The following is a 17,435-nucleotide window of genomic DNA, read 5'->3' on the forward strand; positions in this document are numbered from 1 at the left end:
GCCGCCGCGAAGCTCCCTCAAACGCTCCCCCAACCACCGCCACCGGGTGTTTCGATGATCACCCGCTCGCCAGCCTCGGCACGATACGTCACCGCCCCCGGCAAGACTTCCCACCCGCCATCGGGATGGACGCGCACCTGCTTCCCCGGCAAGCCTTCGCCGCCACTATTCAGACCTCGCGGCCCGGCCAGACGGCGCTCGGTGAGAAACGAGATCACCAGCGGTTTGAGAAACTCAAGCTCGCGGATCACCCCATCGCCACCCCGATGCCTCCCCGCACCACCCGAATTACGGCGGATCTCGTACTTCCACAGCCGGATGGGAAAGCGGTGTTCCATCACCTCCGGATCCGTGATCGCCGTATTCGTCATGTGAACGTGGCGTCCGGAGCTGCCGTCATGATGCGGGCCCGCCCCCGAACCACCCGCCAGGGTCTCGTAGTAACCGAAGCGTTCGTCACCAAACAGGAAGTTGTTCATGGTCCCCGGTCCGTTGGCGGCTAGGTCCAGCGCTTCTAACAAAAGATCGGTGAGCCGCTGGCTGGTTTCCACATTACCGCCCACCACCGCCGGCGCGCGTGCGGGATCATCGCCAAAATCGGGCGAAAAAATCCCGCGGGGAATCACCGTCTCCACAGCTTCTAGTAGCCCCTCATTGAGCGGCACATCCTCCCCGATCCACAGCCGCAACGCAAACAGCACGGCACTCCGGACAATCGCTGGTGTGGCATTCAAGTTCCGTGGGTGGACCTCTCCCGTGCCCGTGAAATCCAGCACTAGCTTTCCATCGCCCGCCTTGACGCGAAGCTGAAGCGGAGTGCCATCGTCGAAGGAAGAGGTCACCCTGCGATCCAGCGCCAACCCTTGCAAACGCCCACCCATCAAAGCCGCGGAGCGATCGAGAATACCTCGCAGCTCATCATGGACGATGTTTCCCCCATGGACCGACGCGAGTTCTTCGAGGGTGCGGACGCCATGGTGAATCGAAGCGAGTTGGGCCTCGAGGTCGGCGAGATTGTCGGAGATGCGCCGCGATGGCCATGGTGCCTCTCGCAGCAAAGCCTCGATCTCGGACAACCGAAGAACGCCGCCTTGGACTAACAAACGAGGCGCAATCACCACACCTTCCTCCACCAAGCAGCGCGCGTCCGCAGGCATCGAGCCCGGAGCCTTGCCTCCGATCTCCGCATGGTGCGCGCGATTCGCCACAAAGGCGATCCGCGTTCCCTCCCGATCAAACACAGGAGCGATCAGCGTCACATCCGGCAAGTGCGAGCCTCCAAACGCGGGATGATTCGTAATCACGACATCTCCCGGTCCCGGATCGAGCACGCGCAGCACCTCACGGACGCACACGCCCAGCGCCCCGAGGTGCACCGGCACGTGCGGAGCACTGGCAACCAGATGCCCCGTGGCATCGAGCAATGCACACGAGTAGTCGAGCCGCTCCTTGACGTTGGTCGAGAGCGCCGTGCGACGGAGCATTTCCCCCATCGCGGTCACGACGCCTTCGAACCGGCTGCGGAACAGGCCGGCAGAAACCGCAGAGGGAAGATTCCCAGTGGCAGACTGCCGCTGCTCGTCCTCGCCTCTCTCTAACAAAAGCGTCCCGCAAGTCCCGCGTCGCACCGCCCATCCTGCAGGAATGAAGCACGTGGAGAAACGATCCTGAAGCAGCAGCGGCCCCTGCACGAGTTCATCGGCAAAGACTTCCCCGGCGGAGTCCACGGACTTCTCTTCCGCGACCACACGCAAGGCCACGAGTTCCACCGTTCGCCCCGCTGATGGCGGATAGCCGTAGAGCTTCTGATACTCGGCAGCAAAGGCGTCGACGAGTTCACCTTTGGAGATGGAGGTCGACGATGACTCCACAGTGAGAAAGCTGTCCTGACCAACGAGACGAATATCCGCCATCCAGCGAAAGGCAGCGTCGGAAATGGTGACCGTTGCAGCGAGCGATTCCCACTCGGAGGCAAGGGACACAACACCGTCCAAAGGCTTCAGCACTTGTCTGATCCTCTGCTCCTGCCGACGCGCACGCTCAAGTCCCCAGGCACTGAGCAACCCCGCATCAGCGGGAATTAGCACGCGGGATACGCCGAGACGATCGGCTACCGCACAAGCATGCTGTGGCCCGGCACCGCCAAAGGCGAGCAAGGCAAAGTCACGCGGATCACAGCCCTCACGGACACTGACACCGCGGATCGCCTCCGCCATCGTCTCCACGGCGATCTCGCGCAGGCCGGCAAGCAAGCTCTCCACCGTGGTTTCCTCACCCGCTTCACGGAGATCGGCCAGAAGCTCTTGAAGACGAGCCTCGGCCGCGCCCCGATCGAGCGGGATCCCGGCTTTCGCCGGATCCATCAGCCCTGACAGCAAGTTCACATCCGTCAGCGTCAAAGGACCACCCCGCCCATAGCACGCAGGCCCCGGATTCGCCCCGGCGCTCTCCGGACCCACTTCAAGACGTCCATTTCGCCAACAGCAGATCGATCCCCCACCAGCCGCCACCGTCTCGATCTTCAATGCCGGTGCGAACACCCGTGCTGAACCAATTTCCTGCTCCTGTCGCCACGTGAAAGGCCCATCAATCCGCGCCACGTCCGTGCTGGTCCCACCCATGTCAAAAGTGAGCACCTTCGGAAACCCGGCCCGCCTGGCGAGTTCAGCCGCACCGACCAGCCCACCCGCCGGCCCCGAAAGCAGCGAATCCTTCGGACGAAAATCACTCGCCGGCACCAAGCCACCGGCACTCGTCATCAGCCATGGCTCCGTGCCCAGTGGCCCCGCCACGCGGCGAACGAAATGGTCCATCACCGGAGCGAGATAGGCATCCGTCACCGCAGTCTCCGCGCGCGGCAGCAGCCGGATCATCGGGGCAACCTCCGAAGACAAACAGACATGGGAAAAGCCCTCGTCACGCAGCATCTCACCCACTCGACGCTCGTGATCCGGATTCGCCCACGCGTGAAGCAGCGCGACCGCGGCAGTCTCGATACCCTGCGCCCGCCACGACCTGACCAGCCCGCGGATCTCCTCCACGTCGAGCGCTTCGATCTCCTGCCCCGATGCATCCAGCCGTCCACCGCATTCACAAACCGCACTGGCAAGCGGACGGCGATGCGGCTGGGCCAGCGAGAACAACAGCTCGCGACGTTGATCGCGAATCTCCAACAGATCGCCAAACCCGCGCGTGACGATGAACAACACCGGCGCACCCTTGCGCTCTAACAAGGCATTCGTCCCGCGGGTCGTGGCCACGCGGAAGTCGACCGGCGGCAGCACCCGCTCCGCCGGCGTACCGGTCAGAAGCCTGGCCGCCGCCACCGGTGCCTCATCACCACAGGAAAGTTCCAGGATGTCTCCAACTGTGAGATCCGTCGCGTTTCCACCCAGCTTCAAGCGACGCGCTCCATCACGACTATCGAGAACGCTGACCTTCCCGCAGATCCAGCCAGCCAGCGTGCCGTCTTCCAGCGCGAGTTCAGAATCGGTAAGCCACCACCCGTTTTCCTGCGACACCAGCCGACAACGAAGCGTCCCATCGGAAAGGATCTTCGCCCGACGCTCAACCCCATCAGGCCCGATTGCCCAGGCATCGGTGAAAGTTCCACCGGTATCCACTCGGATGCGCCACTGCATGCGCGCAGTGGAAAGCATCAAACCCCAAAGGGAAACTTCTTCCGAATCACCGGGGCCAGATTCTCCCGCTTCCCATCCGCTGCGAAGGCCGCCGCCAAGCCAGCCGCCTGCCCCGTGGCGAAGCACGTACCCATCACCCGCACCGAAGCCTGCGCGCCATGGTCACAGGAAATACAGCGGCCCGCGACAAACACCCCGTCGAGCGACTCCGGCATCAGGCAGCCCAGTGGAATGCCCGCCGGCCGGTCATTCTCCGGATAGCGCAATTTCGGCCCGCGATTCGTTTCGCGAAACTCCAGCGGCCAGGTCGCCAGTGCGATCTCATCTTCGTGCCGAACGCCTCCGAGCACTTCCGTCTCCGTCAGGAGGTGCCTGCCCTTCCAGCGGCGGCTTTCTCTAACACCTGCACGGACTGGCCAATGGGAGACGCAAGCACTTTCCCAACCTGCGGCCTCCTTCCTCAGAAAATCCACCGCCGCCGCCGCCACGCCGCGCCCGGTCATTTCCAGTCGCGACAAACATGCCGCATCCAGAGGATCGTAGTCGCCTTCCTCCGCTCCGCTCAGATCGATCGTCCCGAAGATCTCCCCCGCCCGACCGCTTGCACGAAAATGCAGCCCGAGTGTTTCCTTCGAAAGCAACCCACGCCGCACGCCATCGACGATACGACCCGCCAGCGCCAAGCCCTCTTCGCCTCCAACCGCCCCTTGCACGCCGAACACGTAGGCCGGCCGCTGGAGACGGGACGACTCGGTCATCTCCGATGCCGCCCCGAGCAAATCCGCCAGCACCGCATCACCTGAAGCATCGACCAGCGCCTTCGCCCGCAAGGTCCGGCGTTGCCCGCGACAGATCGCTTCAACATTCCAGAAGTCTCCATCTCGCGAAGCAGTCAAAGCCTCGGTGTGAAAGAGCACTTCCACCCCGCTCTCGCGCAGCAACTCATCGGCGATTCTCACGAACTCGACCGGATGCTGCCTCAGCACCCACACGCGGCCCATTTTCACCGGTCCGTTGTCACCCGTCGCTCGCAGCATCCGCTCCGCCATCTCCGCTGGAAATCCACCATTCGCGATCACCGGCGGCCCCTCGCCCAACAAATAGAGCCCACAAAACGTGTGCACCAGCGAAGCCGTGCCCATGCCGCCCGCGAAGCCATGCCGCTCTAACAGCACCACCCGTGCTCCTGCACGCGCCGCCGTAATTGCTGCCGCCAGACCGGCGCTGCCCGCCCCGAGCACCAGCACATCCGCGGTCATGCCAGCTTCCTCCCGATGAGGTCCGCCAGAGCCGCCGGAGTGCCTAGATTCTCCCGCCCCACATCTTCCGGCCCGACCACCGCGCCGAATTGCTCCTCCACCACCACGATGAGCTGCATCACAGCCATCGAGTCCAGGCCTGCCGCGAACAAGTCGCCATCCGCCGGGAAATCCGGGCACAGGTCGACCAGCCCTTCATCGCGCAGCATTGCCATCACCTCGTCCGCCGTCGGCGCTTGATTCATCCGGCCGCCACGGGAGCAAAGCCAGCCAACGGCCGCAAGCCCCCTTCCCGCCCACACCGGTTCATTGACCGCCCCGCCGTGCATCCTGCACCCAGCTTTCATGCAAGGAGCCGCATTTCCCGCCTCACCGCTTTCATAAGTCATTGAAAATAGAACGGCACTCGTCGTGCCAATCACTTTCTCAGGCCGTTAGGCCGCTCAACCACAAAAGACCATCATGAAACTTCCCATTATCCCCACGTTGCTCGCCGCCTCGGTCTACACCTTTGCCTTCACGGCTTGCGACTCCCGACAGGAGGACGCTCGCGAAGAAGCACTGGAGCATAAGGCCGACTCCCTTGAAAAGAAGGCTGAGCAAGTCCGCAAGGAAGGCGAAGCCGCCGCCGACGCCAATGAGAACGCCGCCGACCGCGTGCGCAAGCAGGCCAAGGACGCCGTCGCCGCCGAAAAGCAGACCGCCGAGGCCGAAGCCGACGCCGCCGAGGACAACGCTGACGCCATCCGCAAGGCTGCCGAGCGCAAGGCCGATGCCCTAGAAGACGAAGCCGATCAAAACCGCGAAGCAAAGTGAGATATACCCTCACCCCTACCCGATAGGGTCCTGTCAGTCTTCGGCTGACGGGACCCGAAACCCCCTTTTAGCCATGAAAACCCACCGTCAAGAAACCCCGGCCTCAACCGCCGAACTAGTCATTCTGGCCTCGATCTACTCGGCTCTGGTGGCCGGTTATATCCTTCTGGGACTCCTTTTCCGCTGAGTTCCGGCCCCCACGCGATCACGTGAAGCCCGTTCGTTGACCCTGAAATTCATGCAGGTATGATCGGCGCGCCTCCCCGGCCCGTCCCCCCATGAAGATTCTGGTCCACGATTACGCAGGACACGCCTTTCCCACGTCCCTCAGCCGCGCCCTTGCTGCCCGCGGTCACGATGTGGTGCATGCGTTCGCAGGTTCCCTGCAAACACCGCGCGGTGACTTGCAGCGCAATCCCGCCGATGCTCCCACGCTGGAGTTCCGCGAGATCCCGATGGATCCTAACTATCCGCGCTTCAAGTATTCCTTCCGCCGCCGCCGCGACATGGAGATTCGCTACGGCAAGGCCGCCGCCGAGTTCGTTCGCCAGTGGAAGCCCGACGCCGTCCTCTCCGGCAATACTCCCACCGAAACGCAGGAGCCGATCACCCGCGCCACCGTCGAAGTGGGAGGCCGCTTCTATTACTGGGTGCAGGACTTCTACAGCCTCGCGGTGGACAAGCTGCTGCGGAAAAAGATTCCCGTCGCCGGCGGTTTCATCGGCGCATGGTATCGCCTGCTCGATTCACGGCAGTTCAAGCGCAGCAGCGGCATCGTCGCGATTACCGCCGACTTCACTCCCATCCTCGCCGGGGAATTCGGCGTCGATCCCGAGCGCGTCTCCGTCGTCCCCAACTGGGCAGTCATCGAGGAAATCCCGGTCCAGCCAAAGGACAATGCCTGGTCCCGCCGTCACGGACTCCACGACAAGTTCGTGTATCTCTACTCCGGCACCATCGGCATGAAGCACAACCCGGCGATGCTGCTGGAGCTGGCCAAGAAATTCAAAGACGACGACTCCGTGCGCATCGTGATCGTCTCGGAGGGCATCGGCGCCGATTGGCTCCGCCGCGAATCCGCCGCCGCAGGCCTGACGAATCTACTACTTTTGCCGTACCAACCTTTTGCCGAGCTGCCACAAGTGCTGGCCAGCGGCGATGTGCTGGTGGGCATCCTCGAGGAAGAAGCCGGCATCTTTTCGGTTCCCTCGAAAACCCTCAGCTATCTCTGCGCCGCACGGCCGCTGCTGCTTGCCGTCTCGAAGCAAAACCTTGCCGCTCGCATCACCCGCGAGCACGGCGCAGGCATCACCGTGGAACCAAAGGACATGGAGGGCTTTCTCGCCGCAGCGAGCTTCCTTCACGCTTCGCCGGAGGAGTGCCGGGAGTTTGGCAGGAAGGCCCGCGCCTATGCCGAGGCCACCTTCCCGATCGAGAAGACCGCCACCACCTTCGAGAAGATTCTAACGGCCAAGCCCTGAGCATTGCGCTAAACGTCGCCCGTCCGCCATGCGCTGCCTCTGGATCACCCGGCAAGACCCCCGCCCCGCGGATAGCGGCGAGCTGATCTATTCGCTCGGCCTGCTGAAGTCGCTGGCCACCCGGCCGGGCGTGGAGATCACGGTCCTGGCGCACCACGGCAAGAAGTCGGCCGATGGCGGCCCCGCAGTCACGTGGGAACTTCATGGCACCATCCCGACCGGTCGCCTTCGCAGCCTGGCATCCGCCCTACCCGGCGACGCCTTCCGCCTCGGCAATCCTATCCAGCGCAAGGAGCTGACTCGATTGTTAGGAAGCCAATGGGATTGGGTGATCATCGACCAGGCCGCCTGCGCATGGGCACTCGATCAAATCGGCAAGAACCATCGCGTCGCCTATCTCGCCCACAATCACGAGACCTCGGTGCGCCGCCAGGTCGCAGCGGATGGCCGTGGCTCCCTGCCCATGCGGATGGCTCTCAAGTGGGACTCCGTGAAATACGGCCGCATGGAAAGCGCCCTCTGCCGGCGCGCTGATCTCATCTCCGCGATCACCCCGCGCGATGCCGATGCCTTCCGCAGTGAAAACCCGGGCACTCCCGTCTGCATCCTTCCTCCCGGTTACACCGGCGACATCCCTGACGGTCCGCCCCGCCCCATCACGACGGAAACGCCGCGCACCGTGGTGCTCGCCGGAGCCTTCGAATGGCTGGCCAAGCGCCGCAACCTCGAAGCATTCCTCGCTGCCGCAGCTTCCCCGTTCCAGCATGCGAACATCGGCTTCCAAGTCGTGGGGAAGGCCGATCCCGAATGGTTTGCAGCGCTCAGCCGCGAACACCCGTGGGCAACCTTCACACCTAACGTCCCCTCGGTGAATCCATTCCTCGATCAAGCCCGCATCGGCCTGATCCCGGAAGCACTCGGTGGGGGCTTCAAGCTGAAGGCGCTCGACTACATCTTCCGTGGCCTGCCCCTCGCTTCGGTCGAGGCCGCCCTCAGCGGCGTCCCCGTCGATCCCGCCACCGAGGCCATCGCCGCACCCGATCCCGAATCTCTGGCCAAAGCCGTTGCTCAAAAGATCGACGACCTCGCCTTCCTCAATCACGCCGCCAGCCGTGCCCTCGATGCCTGCCGCCATGCCTTCCGTTGGGAGGACCGCGGCGAGCTGTTAGGCCGCGCGCTGGAAAACCCCGACGCCTTTCGAGCATGACGGCCACCCATGATGCCGTCGAAGTGCCAGCCACCCCCGCCGCGCAGTGGGTAGAGCGCTTGCTGTGGGTGTTCATGGCTTCCTTCGCCTTCGACTACCGCGCGTCGCAAGCCCGCGAGGCCACCAGCGGTGCCGGCATCGACCAGCTCCTTTTCCTCGCCCTCTCCATCTTTTCCACCGCCGGCATCCTCTACTTGGGCTGGCGGCACTTGCTGGTCCGCCCGGGTGCCTGGCTCATTCTCGGCTGGGGTGGCTTTCTCGCCTTCATGGGCATGAACGCGATGATGCAGGGCGTCGCACCGGGCCGCTCGGTGCGGATCATCCTGCCCCTGGTCCTCTGTCTGGCGGGAATGATGAATGCGCACATCGCCGGCTGCGTCGGCGTGAAGCCATCGCGCATCGTCATGCCCGTCCTCATCGCGGCCTGTACCAACGTCCTATGGCGAATCTTCCACGGCTTCGTATTCAAGGGCGTGACCATGGACACCGCCCGCGTGGAAGTGCAAAGCTCCGCTAACAATTGGCTCGCTGCCTGGATCGGCTGCGCGCTGCTACTGCGGTCCCGTTTCCACTGGATGCTCCCGGTGGCCGTGGGCGTGTTGTTCTTCGGCATTTTCATCACGGTCACGCGCTCGCTGCTGTTCCCGGTGATGGCCTCGGCTTGCGCGAGTTCGTTGTGCTTCGTACTCGGCGTTCGCTGGGGAATCTATCAACCGTTCGACGCGGTGAAGCGGCTGTGGCCCGGCTTCGCCATCGGCGCATTCCTGGTCGGAGCCGCCATCATTGCAGCTGCGGTGGAACCGCATCAGATCGAGCGCTGGAATGAGCGACTCTTCCACCACGCCGAGGACCGCAATACCACCGCCGACATCTCGTTCCTCACCCGCGTCGCGGAGGCGGATGCCATTTTCGAAATCCTCAACCGCGAGCCCGCCCACTACATCCATGGCAAGGGCATCGGCGCGTCGTACTACTGGCATCCTTCCTACATGCAGGAATTCCATCTGGTCTATCCGCCCGATGCCGACCTCGGCGACGAGGTCTGGTTCGCCGGCCACTCCACGTGGACCTATTCGCTCTTTTCTGGCGGCATCATCGGCTTGCTCGCCCACATCGCCTTCATCGGCGGAACCATGGTCGTATCGATGGTCGCGGCCCGCTCGAACGCATCCGATCCGGGCCCCGACCAGTGGCTGGCGTTTCTGCCGTTCATCGCGGCATGCTGCCTGCTCAGCGAGACGCTCACCTCAAATCCCTTCGACGAACGCCTCGCCTCGATGATTTTCGGCGTGATGGCCGGGCTCTCGCAGGCTTTCCTTGTCCGCGCCTCCTGGATCCACGCCGGGGAGCGTTCCTCCCGCCGATGATTCCCGCTCCAACGACGAAAACCGTCGCGTTGGTCGATCCGCTATGGATCGGCCATCATCCGATGTACTTTTCGCAGTTCACTGCGGCCTTCCTGCGGCTCGGAACCTTCGTCATCGGCCTCTGCCCGGAACCCGGTGAAGCCTTCTCGGCAGCCCGCACCGCTTCCCTCGGCGACATCCCGGATTTCGACCGCCGCGTCGCCACCTACAAACTGCCGGGCGGGAAAAAGAGCTGGTTCAACGGCCGCTTCGAGGGCGATCCCGTGCGCACCTATCAGCGCTGGAAACGCTGCGCCGACATTCTCTTCGAAGCCGAGCAAGCGACCGGCCGCAAGGTCGACCTCGTCTTCTTCCCTTACCTCGATAGTTACCTGCGCTTCCTGCCCTTCCCGGCAGTGCCACACCTGACCATCGACCGCCCGTGGAGCGGCCTCTACCTGCGCAATCACCACCACGGCGAAAGCACCTCGCCGAAGAAATCGCTCCGTCTGCTTGCTAAAGGTGACGCCATCATCCGCAGTCCCCTCTGCCGTGGCATCGGCGTGCTCGACGAGCGCTTCATCAATCCGATGCAGCGCTACACCGGCCAGCACGTCCATGCCTTCCCCGACGTCACCGATGCCTCCCTCCCCGAGCGGCCCTACGAACTCGCCGGGGAAATCCGCCGCAAGGCCGCCGGCAGGAAAATCATCGGCCTCCTTGGCATGGAGCGTCGCAAGGGCTTGCTGAATCTCCTGCGCGTCGCCGAAAAGGCCCGCGAACTACGACTCCCATGGTACTTCGCCTGTGCCGGACGCTACGAGCGCCCGGAGTATTCCGAAGAGGAACACGCCTTGGTCGAGCGAACCGCCCGCGGCGTCGCCACCGGCGAAATCGACAATCTCCACTTCACCCTGCCTGGCGGCCGCATCCCCGCCGAAGAGGATTTCAACGACGTCTTCCGCACCTTCGACGTGGCATGGGCTGCCTACGAAGGCTTCCAAGGCAGCAGCGGCACGCTCGGTAAAGCAGCAGCCTTCAACATCCCTTGCCTCGCGTCGGAAGGCGAATGCATCGGCCATCGCGTCGAGGGCTACCGCACTGGCCTGACGATTCCCGAAGGAGACAGCGGGAAAGCCTTGGAAGCGCTCCGCCGCATCCTCGATGGACACGATTGGAAGGGTCAGCCCTTGCAAAGCGACTTCGCCCGCTTCCGCGACGACCACGGCGTTCCTCGACTCGAGTCCTTGTTAGGCGGAATCCTCAGTCGGGTCTGAGTCGGGCGGCAAGGCTCTGCAGCCGCCTCAGGTGCTCCTCCGGTTCCGCGCCGTCTGCGTGATTGGGAACGACCCCTCCCAAATCCAGCGATAGCGCCTTGTAGACGCTTTCCCTAATCCCCGCCGAATCCTGATTCAAGATGGACGGCGGCAAATGAGACCAGCCACGGAAGCTGGCGAACAGGTCGCCACAGAACAGCAGCCTTCGCGACTCGCAATAGTAGCCCGTGTGCCCCGCTGTGTGTCCCGGCAGATGCACGGCACGCAGCCCGCCCCATAGATCGATTTCGTCGCCATCGTCGATCCAGCGATCTGGAGTGAACGACCGGAATCTTAGCAACGGTCGTCCGATCGCCTCCAGCACTCCCGCCACCCGTGACCAACCACGGGACCTTTCCTTATCCAGATATCGCTCCCGATCCAGACGCGGTGCTGCCACCCACGCCCCTGCCTCTTGAGCCAAGCTCGCGACATTCAGCACGTGATCCAGATGCCCGTGCGTGACCAGAATGCCCCGGATCAGCTCGTCTTCCCACCCGCGTTCCCGCAGGGCTTCGCGCAAATAGTGCCGGCCACCAATGAATCCCGCGTCGAGCAGAACCAAACCCGCATCGTCCTTCAGCACGTGAAAGTTCACAAGCGGCGTCCGGACGCAAACGAGATCGGGAAACACGCCGCCGATTGAATCTCATCCCTTCGTGGCGTAAAGGAACGATACCTTAACCTCGGCAAACGCCACCGGGCGTGGCCGCGCCCGCCTGCGAGGGACGCCACTTCTTCCGCGCAGCGATCAAGGAACGGCAATCCACGACCCCACATCCCACCTTGGCTATCATTGCAATCCGGTCGATGCAATTTTATGCACTTCGAGCTTGCGTCAGATTCCCGGCCCACCCATTCTCCCACCACGAACCCAACCGACATGAAACCAATGACCCGCTCCGTCCTCTTCGCCGCTACCACCCTGCTGATCCTCCCGGCCATCGCCCAAGACACCAAGCCGAAGGAAGAAACCGCCCCGAAGAAGGAGGAGACCAAGCCGGCTGAAACGCCCGCCACCAAGCCCACCCTGGACTTCGGCGACCACAGCTCCTCCACCATCACGACCAAGGCATGGCAGGCCCTCACGGCCGCCAAGCACGACGAAGTCGATGGCTACGTCGCCAAGTGCATCGAGCTCTACGAAGCGAAGGCGCTCGAAATGCAAAAGGGCCTCACCGAAGCGGCCCCCAAGGAAAAGGCCGCCGAATACTGGGCCCTGAATGACGTGGGCACCTGCTACTACATTCGCGGCCAATCGAAGGAAGCGCGCGGCAAGAAGGAAGAAGCGGCCGCCGACTACAAGACCCTCGTCGAGAAACTCTCCTACGCCCAGTGCTGGGACACCAAGGGCTGGTTCTGGAAGCCGGCCGATGCAGCGAAGGACAAGGTGAAGAGCCTTGAGTTCGACTCCTTGAAGTGAACGACCTTCGCATCCCCGGACCGCTTCGGCAGCCGGGGATGCTCGCTTGAAGAACCTGCTATAATCGCACCTTAGAACCCTTCCACGGGTCGCCTGCATGGATTGATACCGCCGGTCTCCTCCCGACCGGCTGCTTGCCTATGTCCGTTCCGCCTACCGCCGCCTCGCTTCCGCCTACCATCGGCATCGGCCCCTTTCCCCCTGCCAACCGCTGGACCAGCGAGGCAGGCCAAGACTACGCGCTGATCGAGGGCTTGGAAGACATGGCCCCGTTCTTCCTCAATATCGTCAGCTCGGACGATCACTGGCTGTTTTGCGCGAGCAACGGAGCCCTGAGCTCCGGCCGCGGCAATGCCGACTGCGCGCTCTTTCCCTACGAGACCGTCGACAAGATCATCGAGGGCTGGAATACCACCGGGCCTTGGACCGCGATGATCGCTGGCGATGTCCTGTGGGAGCCGATGCGTCCGGCCACACTCCCCTCGCCCTCGGTGAAGCGCCGCTTGCGCAAGAATGTGACCGGCGACGAGGTCGTCTTTGAAGAAGAACACGAAGGCCTCGGCCTGCGCTTCTCCTATCGCTGGCAATGCTCGGCGCGCTTCGGCTTCGTCCGCCGCGCCAAGCTCGAAAATCTCGGCAAGCGCCCCGTACGACTCCGCTTGGTGGACGGCCTCGACAGCCTGATGGCACCCGGCGTGGACAAGCGCATGCAGAACCAACTCAGCTGCCTGGCGGATGCCTACAAGCTGAGCGAACTCCAATCCGGCGGCCGCCTGCTCGTTCATCGCCTTGCCGCAGGCATCATCGACCGCGCGATTCCGTTAGAGAGCCTCCACGCCACCACCGTGTGGGCCCAGGGCCTGGATGGCGCGCGCACCTGCCTCACGCGAGGCGAGGCGGAGGAATTCCTTCGCGGCACCGCGCCACGCCCCGCATCCGCAGCCCGCGGCCAACGCGGAGCCATGTTCCTCGCTCGCAGCTTCCAACTTGAGGCCGGTGATTCAGCCGAGTGGATGTTCGTCGCAGAAGTCCGCCAGTCGCAGACCGAGGTCTCGGAGCTTGCCCGCCAACTGGACGATCCCGAAAAGCTCGCCGCGGAAGTTACCGCTGACGTGCTCGACGGTCGCGCCCGCTTGCAACGTCGCGTCGCAACCGCCGATGGCATCCAGCACGGAGCCGACCGTGACGCCACCCTCCACCACTATCAAAACACGCTCTGCAATATCCTGCGCGGCGGCGTGCCTGTCGAAGGCTCCGGTATCCGGACGCAAAAGTTCGCGACCTACCTCGCCAAGCACCACGCGCCCTTGCACGAAAGCCATCGCTCATGGCTGAGCCACTTGCCCGTGGTCATGCCACGCGAGACGTGGCTTGCGGAAGTGCGCGCCCTCGGCGAACCGGACCTTGAGCGCCTCGCGGTGGAGTATCTGCCACTGGTGCTGAGCCGTCGCCATGGAGACCCGAGCCGGCCGTGGAATCGCTTCGATATTCGCGTGCGTGATGAAAATGGCGAACGCATCCGCCACTTCGAAGGCAACTGGCGCGATATCTTCCAGAACTGGGAAGCTCTCGCTTGGAGCCATCCAGGATACCTCGATGCCTTCATCACCAAGTTTCTCAACGCCTCCACCATCGACGGCTATAATCCCTATCGGATTTCATCCGAAGGTCTCGACTGGGAAGTCCCCGATCCCGAAGACCCTTGGGCAACGATCGGCTACTGGGGAGATCATCAGATCATCTACCTGCTAAAATTCCTGGAACTCCAGGCCAAGGTTCGGCCCGACTTCCTCGCTGGTCAGCTTGATCGCGCCGCCTACGTGTTCGCCGATGTCCCCTATCGCCTCTGCGGCTGGGAAGGAACACTGGCGGACCCCCGGCACACGGTGAATTTCGACGAAGCACGCCACGCGGAACTCATGGAGCGCAAGGCCGCGATCGGCTCTGATGGTGTTCTCCTACGCGACGCTCAGGGCAATCTCTGCCGGGTAACACTCGCGGAAAAACTTCTGCTTCCTGCTGCGGTCAAGCTCGCCAATCTCGTCCCCGGTGGTGGCATCTGGATGAACACCCAGCGCCCCGAATGGAACGACGCCAACAATGCGCTCGCAGGCTGCGGTCTCTCCGTGGTGACAGCAGCCTATCTGCTTCGCTACCTGGCATTCGTCGAAGGACTGATCACCGACCACACCGGCGAGACGCTTTCCCTCTCTGCCCATCTCGCCGATCTGATTGCGGCTCTGGATGGAATCTTTGCCGACCCGCGCTGGCAATCCGACGACGCAAGCACCCGCTTCGAACTCGTCTCGCAGTCAGGTCGCGCCGCCGAGCGGCATCGCGAACAAGTCTATCGCAACGGCCCCGGTGAAACCGTCGAACTGGACCGCCAGGAACTCCTCGGCTTCCTCCGCCGTGCCGGATCCGCAGTCCGCCGGACGCTACAGCAAAACCGCCGCCCTGACGGCCTCTATCATTCCTACAATGTGCTGGAGATCGATCGCCCCGGCCAACGGATGGAACTCGCCCGCCTTTCCGAAATGCTCGAAGGCCAGGTAGCCATTCTGACGTCCGGCCTGCTCGATGGCGAAGAAGCGGCGGCTTTGTTAGAAGCTCTCCCACAAAGCCGGCTCTATTCCACGCGTCACGATAGCTATCTCCTCTACCCGGACCGCGATCTCCCGGGCTTCCTGGATTTCAATCTCGTAGACGAAAGCCAGGTCTTCGGCATCTCCGCTCTCTCGGAGATGCTCTGCGCAAAGGACCACCGCATTCTCGTTCCTGACTCCACCGGCGGGTTCCGTTTCCATCCCACCCTCGTCAACGACTACGAACTCGCTGCCGCCCTCGACCGCGCCGGAGTTTCGGGAAAGGACCGCGACTCGATCCATGCGCTCTACGAATCGGTCTTCCACCACCGCGCATTTACCGGCCGCAGCGGAACGATGTTTGCCTACGAGGGGCTCGGTTGCATTTACTGGCACATGGTCTCGAAGCTCATGCTCGCCTCGCAGGAGTTCGCGCTGAAAGCGGACGGCGACCTGCGTCATCGGCTGGCCGTCTCCTACTACGGCATCCAGCGCGGCCTCGGCTTCCGCAAATCGCCCCAGGACTACGGCGCCTTCCCGGCCGAAGCCTACTCGCACAGCCCTGCCCATGCTGGTGCCCAGCAGCCCGGCCTGACCGGCCAGGTGAAGGAAGGCATCCTCTGCCGCTTCGGTGAACTCGGCGTCAGCTTCGAGCACGGCTCGATTCGCTTCCGCCCCCGCCTCCTGCGCGCAGCCGAATTCGCCGCGGATCAAAACGGCGACCGCAATCTCTCCTTCACGCTGGCCGGCACGCCGATCGTCTATCGCTGCCGCGAATCGCTGAATGATGCCACCCTGACCGTTCGTTTCAACGACGGCCAGCAACGAGTCTTCCCCGGTGGGCTCCTTCCGGCCGAACCCGCCGCCGAGATCATCCGCCGCTCCGGCCGCATCGAAGGCATCGATGTGGAACTCCCGGCCGACTGGCTCCTCCTCTAACCCAACCGAAAACCCTTGGAACCCAACTCCGCCAAACTCCCGATCTGGGAGAAGATCGGCTACGGACTCGGCGATGCCGCGTCCAACATCTTCTTCCAGACGGTCAACATGTTCTTGTTGTTCTACTACACGGATGTGTTCGGACTGAATGCCAAGGTAGCGGGAACCCTCTTCATCCTCGCGCGCTTCTGGGATGCCCTGATTGATCCTCTGGTCGGCGCGCTCGCGGACCGCACGCGGAGCCGCTGGGGCAGCTACCGGCCCTATCTCCTCTGGATGGCCCTGCCCTTCGGCCTCATTGGCTATGCGACCTTCGCGAATCCGGCGCTCTCGGACACCGCGAAAATTGCATACGCCTACGTGACCTACTTCCTGCTGATGACCGCCTACGCGGCCATCAATGTCCCCTACTCCGCACTAATGGGAGTCATGACGCCCTCCTCGAAGGAGCGGACCTCCCTTTCCAGCTATCGCTTCGTGGGAGCCTTCGGTGGCCAGCTGTTGATCGCCCTCGGAGTGATCCCGCTGGTCCGCATCCTCGGCCACGGTGACAAGGCACTCGGCTTCAAGGTCACCATGGCGATCTTCTCGCTTCTGGCCGTCCTGCTTTTCGTCGCGACCTTCCTCATGACGAAGGAGCGCATCAAGCCACACCACGAGAAGCCGGACTTCCGCAAGGACATCGGCTCGCTGCTCAAGAACAAGCCGTGGGTCATCATGGTCGTCGCGGCCCTGCTCACGCTCTCCGGCGCCGCGGTACGCTGGGCGGTCACGCCACATTTCTTCAAATACTACGGCGGCTACAATGATGCAGCCATGCACTTGTTCGGCAGGGAGATCTTCCTCGATCACACGTCACTCTTCCTCAGCGTGGGCAGCTTGTCCTTCCTCTTGGGCATCTTCTTCACGCCATGGCTGGTGCATCGCTTCGGCAAGAAGAACTCGCTCATGGTGCTGACGCTCGCGAATGCGGCGGTGCTGTTGGCGTTCTTCTTTGTCCCGCGCGGTGACTTTTGGACGATGGTATGGGTGAATGCCCTCGCCAGCCTGCTCGCCGGCCCAACCCCGGCACTGGTGTGGGCGATCTACACGGATGTGGCGGACTACGGCGAGTGGCACTTCGGACGCCGCACGACGGGACTTGCCTTCGCTGCCGCGATGTTTGCCCAGAAGTTCGGGATGAGCATCGGCGGTGGTCTGGCCGGGTGGCTGCTGGGAATCTATGGCTTCCAGGCCGATGCAATCCAATCGGAGCAGACCCTGATGGGCTTGCGGGTATTGTTCTCAATCCTGCCGGGAGTCTTTGCCGTGGCAAACGGGATCGTGCTAATCTGGTACCCCTTGAGCGACGCCATGGTCCGGAAGATCGAAGAAGAACTCGCCGAGCGCCGCGCCGGAGCTTCTCCGGACCCCGCCTGACGC

At 63.3% G+C, this 17,435-nt stretch carries 12 protein-coding genes; 8 read left to right on the forward strand and 4 right to left on the reverse strand.

The genetic code is table 11. The features are described from left to right. Window positions 1-17: 17 nt before the first annotated feature. The 3 genes from WKV53_RS24275 to WKV53_RS24285 are packed head-to-tail and all read right to left on the reverse strand — an operon-like array spanning window position 18 to window position 5,145. On the reverse strand, window positions 18-3,641 hold the full coding sequence (locus WKV53_RS24275; protein WP_341407421.1) for a hydantoinase B/oxoprolinase family protein: 3,624 nt from the start codon (window positions 3,639-3,641) through the stop codon (window positions 18-20). 17 nt (window positions 3,642-3,658) lie between these two features. Next, the gene (locus WKV53_RS24280) at window positions 3,659-4,900 is read right to left on the reverse strand and encodes an FAD-dependent oxidoreductase (RefSeq protein ID WP_341407422.1); all 1,242 of its coding nucleotides are present in this window, start codon (window positions 4,898-4,900) and stop codon (window positions 3,659-3,661) included. Continuing rightward, on the reverse strand, window positions 4,897-5,145 hold the full coding sequence (locus WKV53_RS24285) for an acyl carrier protein (protein ID WP_341407423.1): 249 nt from the start codon (window positions 5,143-5,145) through the stop codon (window positions 4,897-4,899). The genes WKV53_RS24280 and WKV53_RS24285 overlap by 4 nt, the downstream gene beginning before the upstream one ends. A 217-nt stretch (window positions 5,146-5,362) precedes the next feature. Between WKV53_RS24285 and WKV53_RS24290 the strand changes: the two genes are divergently transcribed. The 5 genes from WKV53_RS24290 to WKV53_RS24310 all read left to right on the forward strand — a co-directional run bounded on the left by WKV53_RS24290 (window position 5,363) and on the right by WKV53_RS24310 (window position 11,027). Continuing rightward, on the forward strand, window positions 5,363-5,716 hold the full coding sequence (locus tag WKV53_RS24290; RefSeq protein ID WP_341407424.1) for a hypothetical protein: 354 nt from the start codon (window positions 5,363-5,365) through the stop codon (window positions 5,714-5,716). 278 nt (window positions 5,717-5,994) lie between these two features. Next, window positions 5,995-7,197: a glycosyltransferase family 4 protein gene (locus tag WKV53_RS24295; protein WP_341407425.1), complete on the forward strand. Its 1,203-nt coding sequence runs from the start codon at window positions 5,995-5,997 to the stop codon at window positions 7,195-7,197. Between the two features lie 28 nt (window positions 7,198-7,225). Beyond that, window positions 7,226-8,404, forward strand: a complete 1,179-nt coding sequence (locus WKV53_RS24300) for a glycosyltransferase (RefSeq protein WP_341407426.1) — start codon at window positions 7,226-7,228, stop codon at window positions 8,402-8,404. Beyond that, entirely contained in the window at window positions 8,401-9,771 is a 1,371-nt protein-coding gene (locus WKV53_RS24305) for an O-antigen ligase family protein (protein ID WP_341407427.1), read from the forward strand. The genes WKV53_RS24300 and WKV53_RS24305 overlap by 4 nt, the downstream gene beginning before the upstream one ends. Next, window positions 9,768-11,027 carry a glycosyltransferase gene (locus WKV53_RS24310; protein WP_341407428.1) on the forward strand — a complete coding sequence of 420 codons (1,260 nt, stop codon included), beginning with the start codon at window positions 9,768-9,770 and terminating at the stop codon, window positions 11,025-11,027. Before WKV53_RS24305 ends, WKV53_RS24310 begins: the two co-directional genes overlap by 4 nt. Here WKV53_RS24310 and WKV53_RS24315 read toward each other — a convergent pair. Then, window positions 11,014-11,700: an MBL fold metallo-hydrolase gene (locus WKV53_RS24315; protein ID WP_341407429.1), complete on the reverse strand. Its 687-nt coding sequence runs from the start codon at window positions 11,698-11,700 to the stop codon at window positions 11,014-11,016. The two genes, WKV53_RS24310 and WKV53_RS24315, sit on opposite strands and share 14 nt — an antisense overlap. 258 nt (window positions 11,701-11,958) lie before the next feature. On the opposite strand from WKV53_RS24315, the gene WKV53_RS24320 reads away from it, so the two are divergent. The 3 genes from WKV53_RS24320 to WKV53_RS24330 all read left to right on the forward strand — a co-directional run bounded on the left by WKV53_RS24320 (window position 11,959) and on the right by WKV53_RS24330 (window position 17,432). Next, a complete protein-coding gene (locus tag WKV53_RS24320; RefSeq protein ID WP_341407430.1) occupies window positions 11,959-12,489 on the forward strand; it encodes a hypothetical protein in 531 nt (176 codons plus the stop codon). A gap of 140 nt (window positions 12,490-12,629) precedes the next feature. Then, window positions 12,630-16,013 (forward strand): 1,3-beta-D-glucan phosphorylase, GH149 family, encoded by a 3,384-nt coding sequence (locus WKV53_RS24325; protein WP_341407431.1) that lies wholly within the window; start codon window positions 12,630-12,632, stop codon window positions 16,011-16,013. A gap of 15 nt (window positions 16,014-16,028) precedes the next feature. Next, window positions 16,029-17,432, forward strand: coding sequence for an MFS transporter (locus tag WKV53_RS24330; protein WP_341407432.1), 1,404 nt, complete (start codon window positions 16,029-16,031; stop codon window positions 17,430-17,432). The last annotated feature ends 3 nt before the right edge of the window (window positions 17,433-17,435 follow it).

Origin of the sequence: Luteolibacter sp. Y139, assembly GCF_038066715.1 — a bacterium.
Taxonomy (GTDB): domain Bacteria; phylum Verrucomicrobiota; class Verrucomicrobiia; order Verrucomicrobiales; family Akkermansiaceae; genus Haloferula; species Haloferula soli.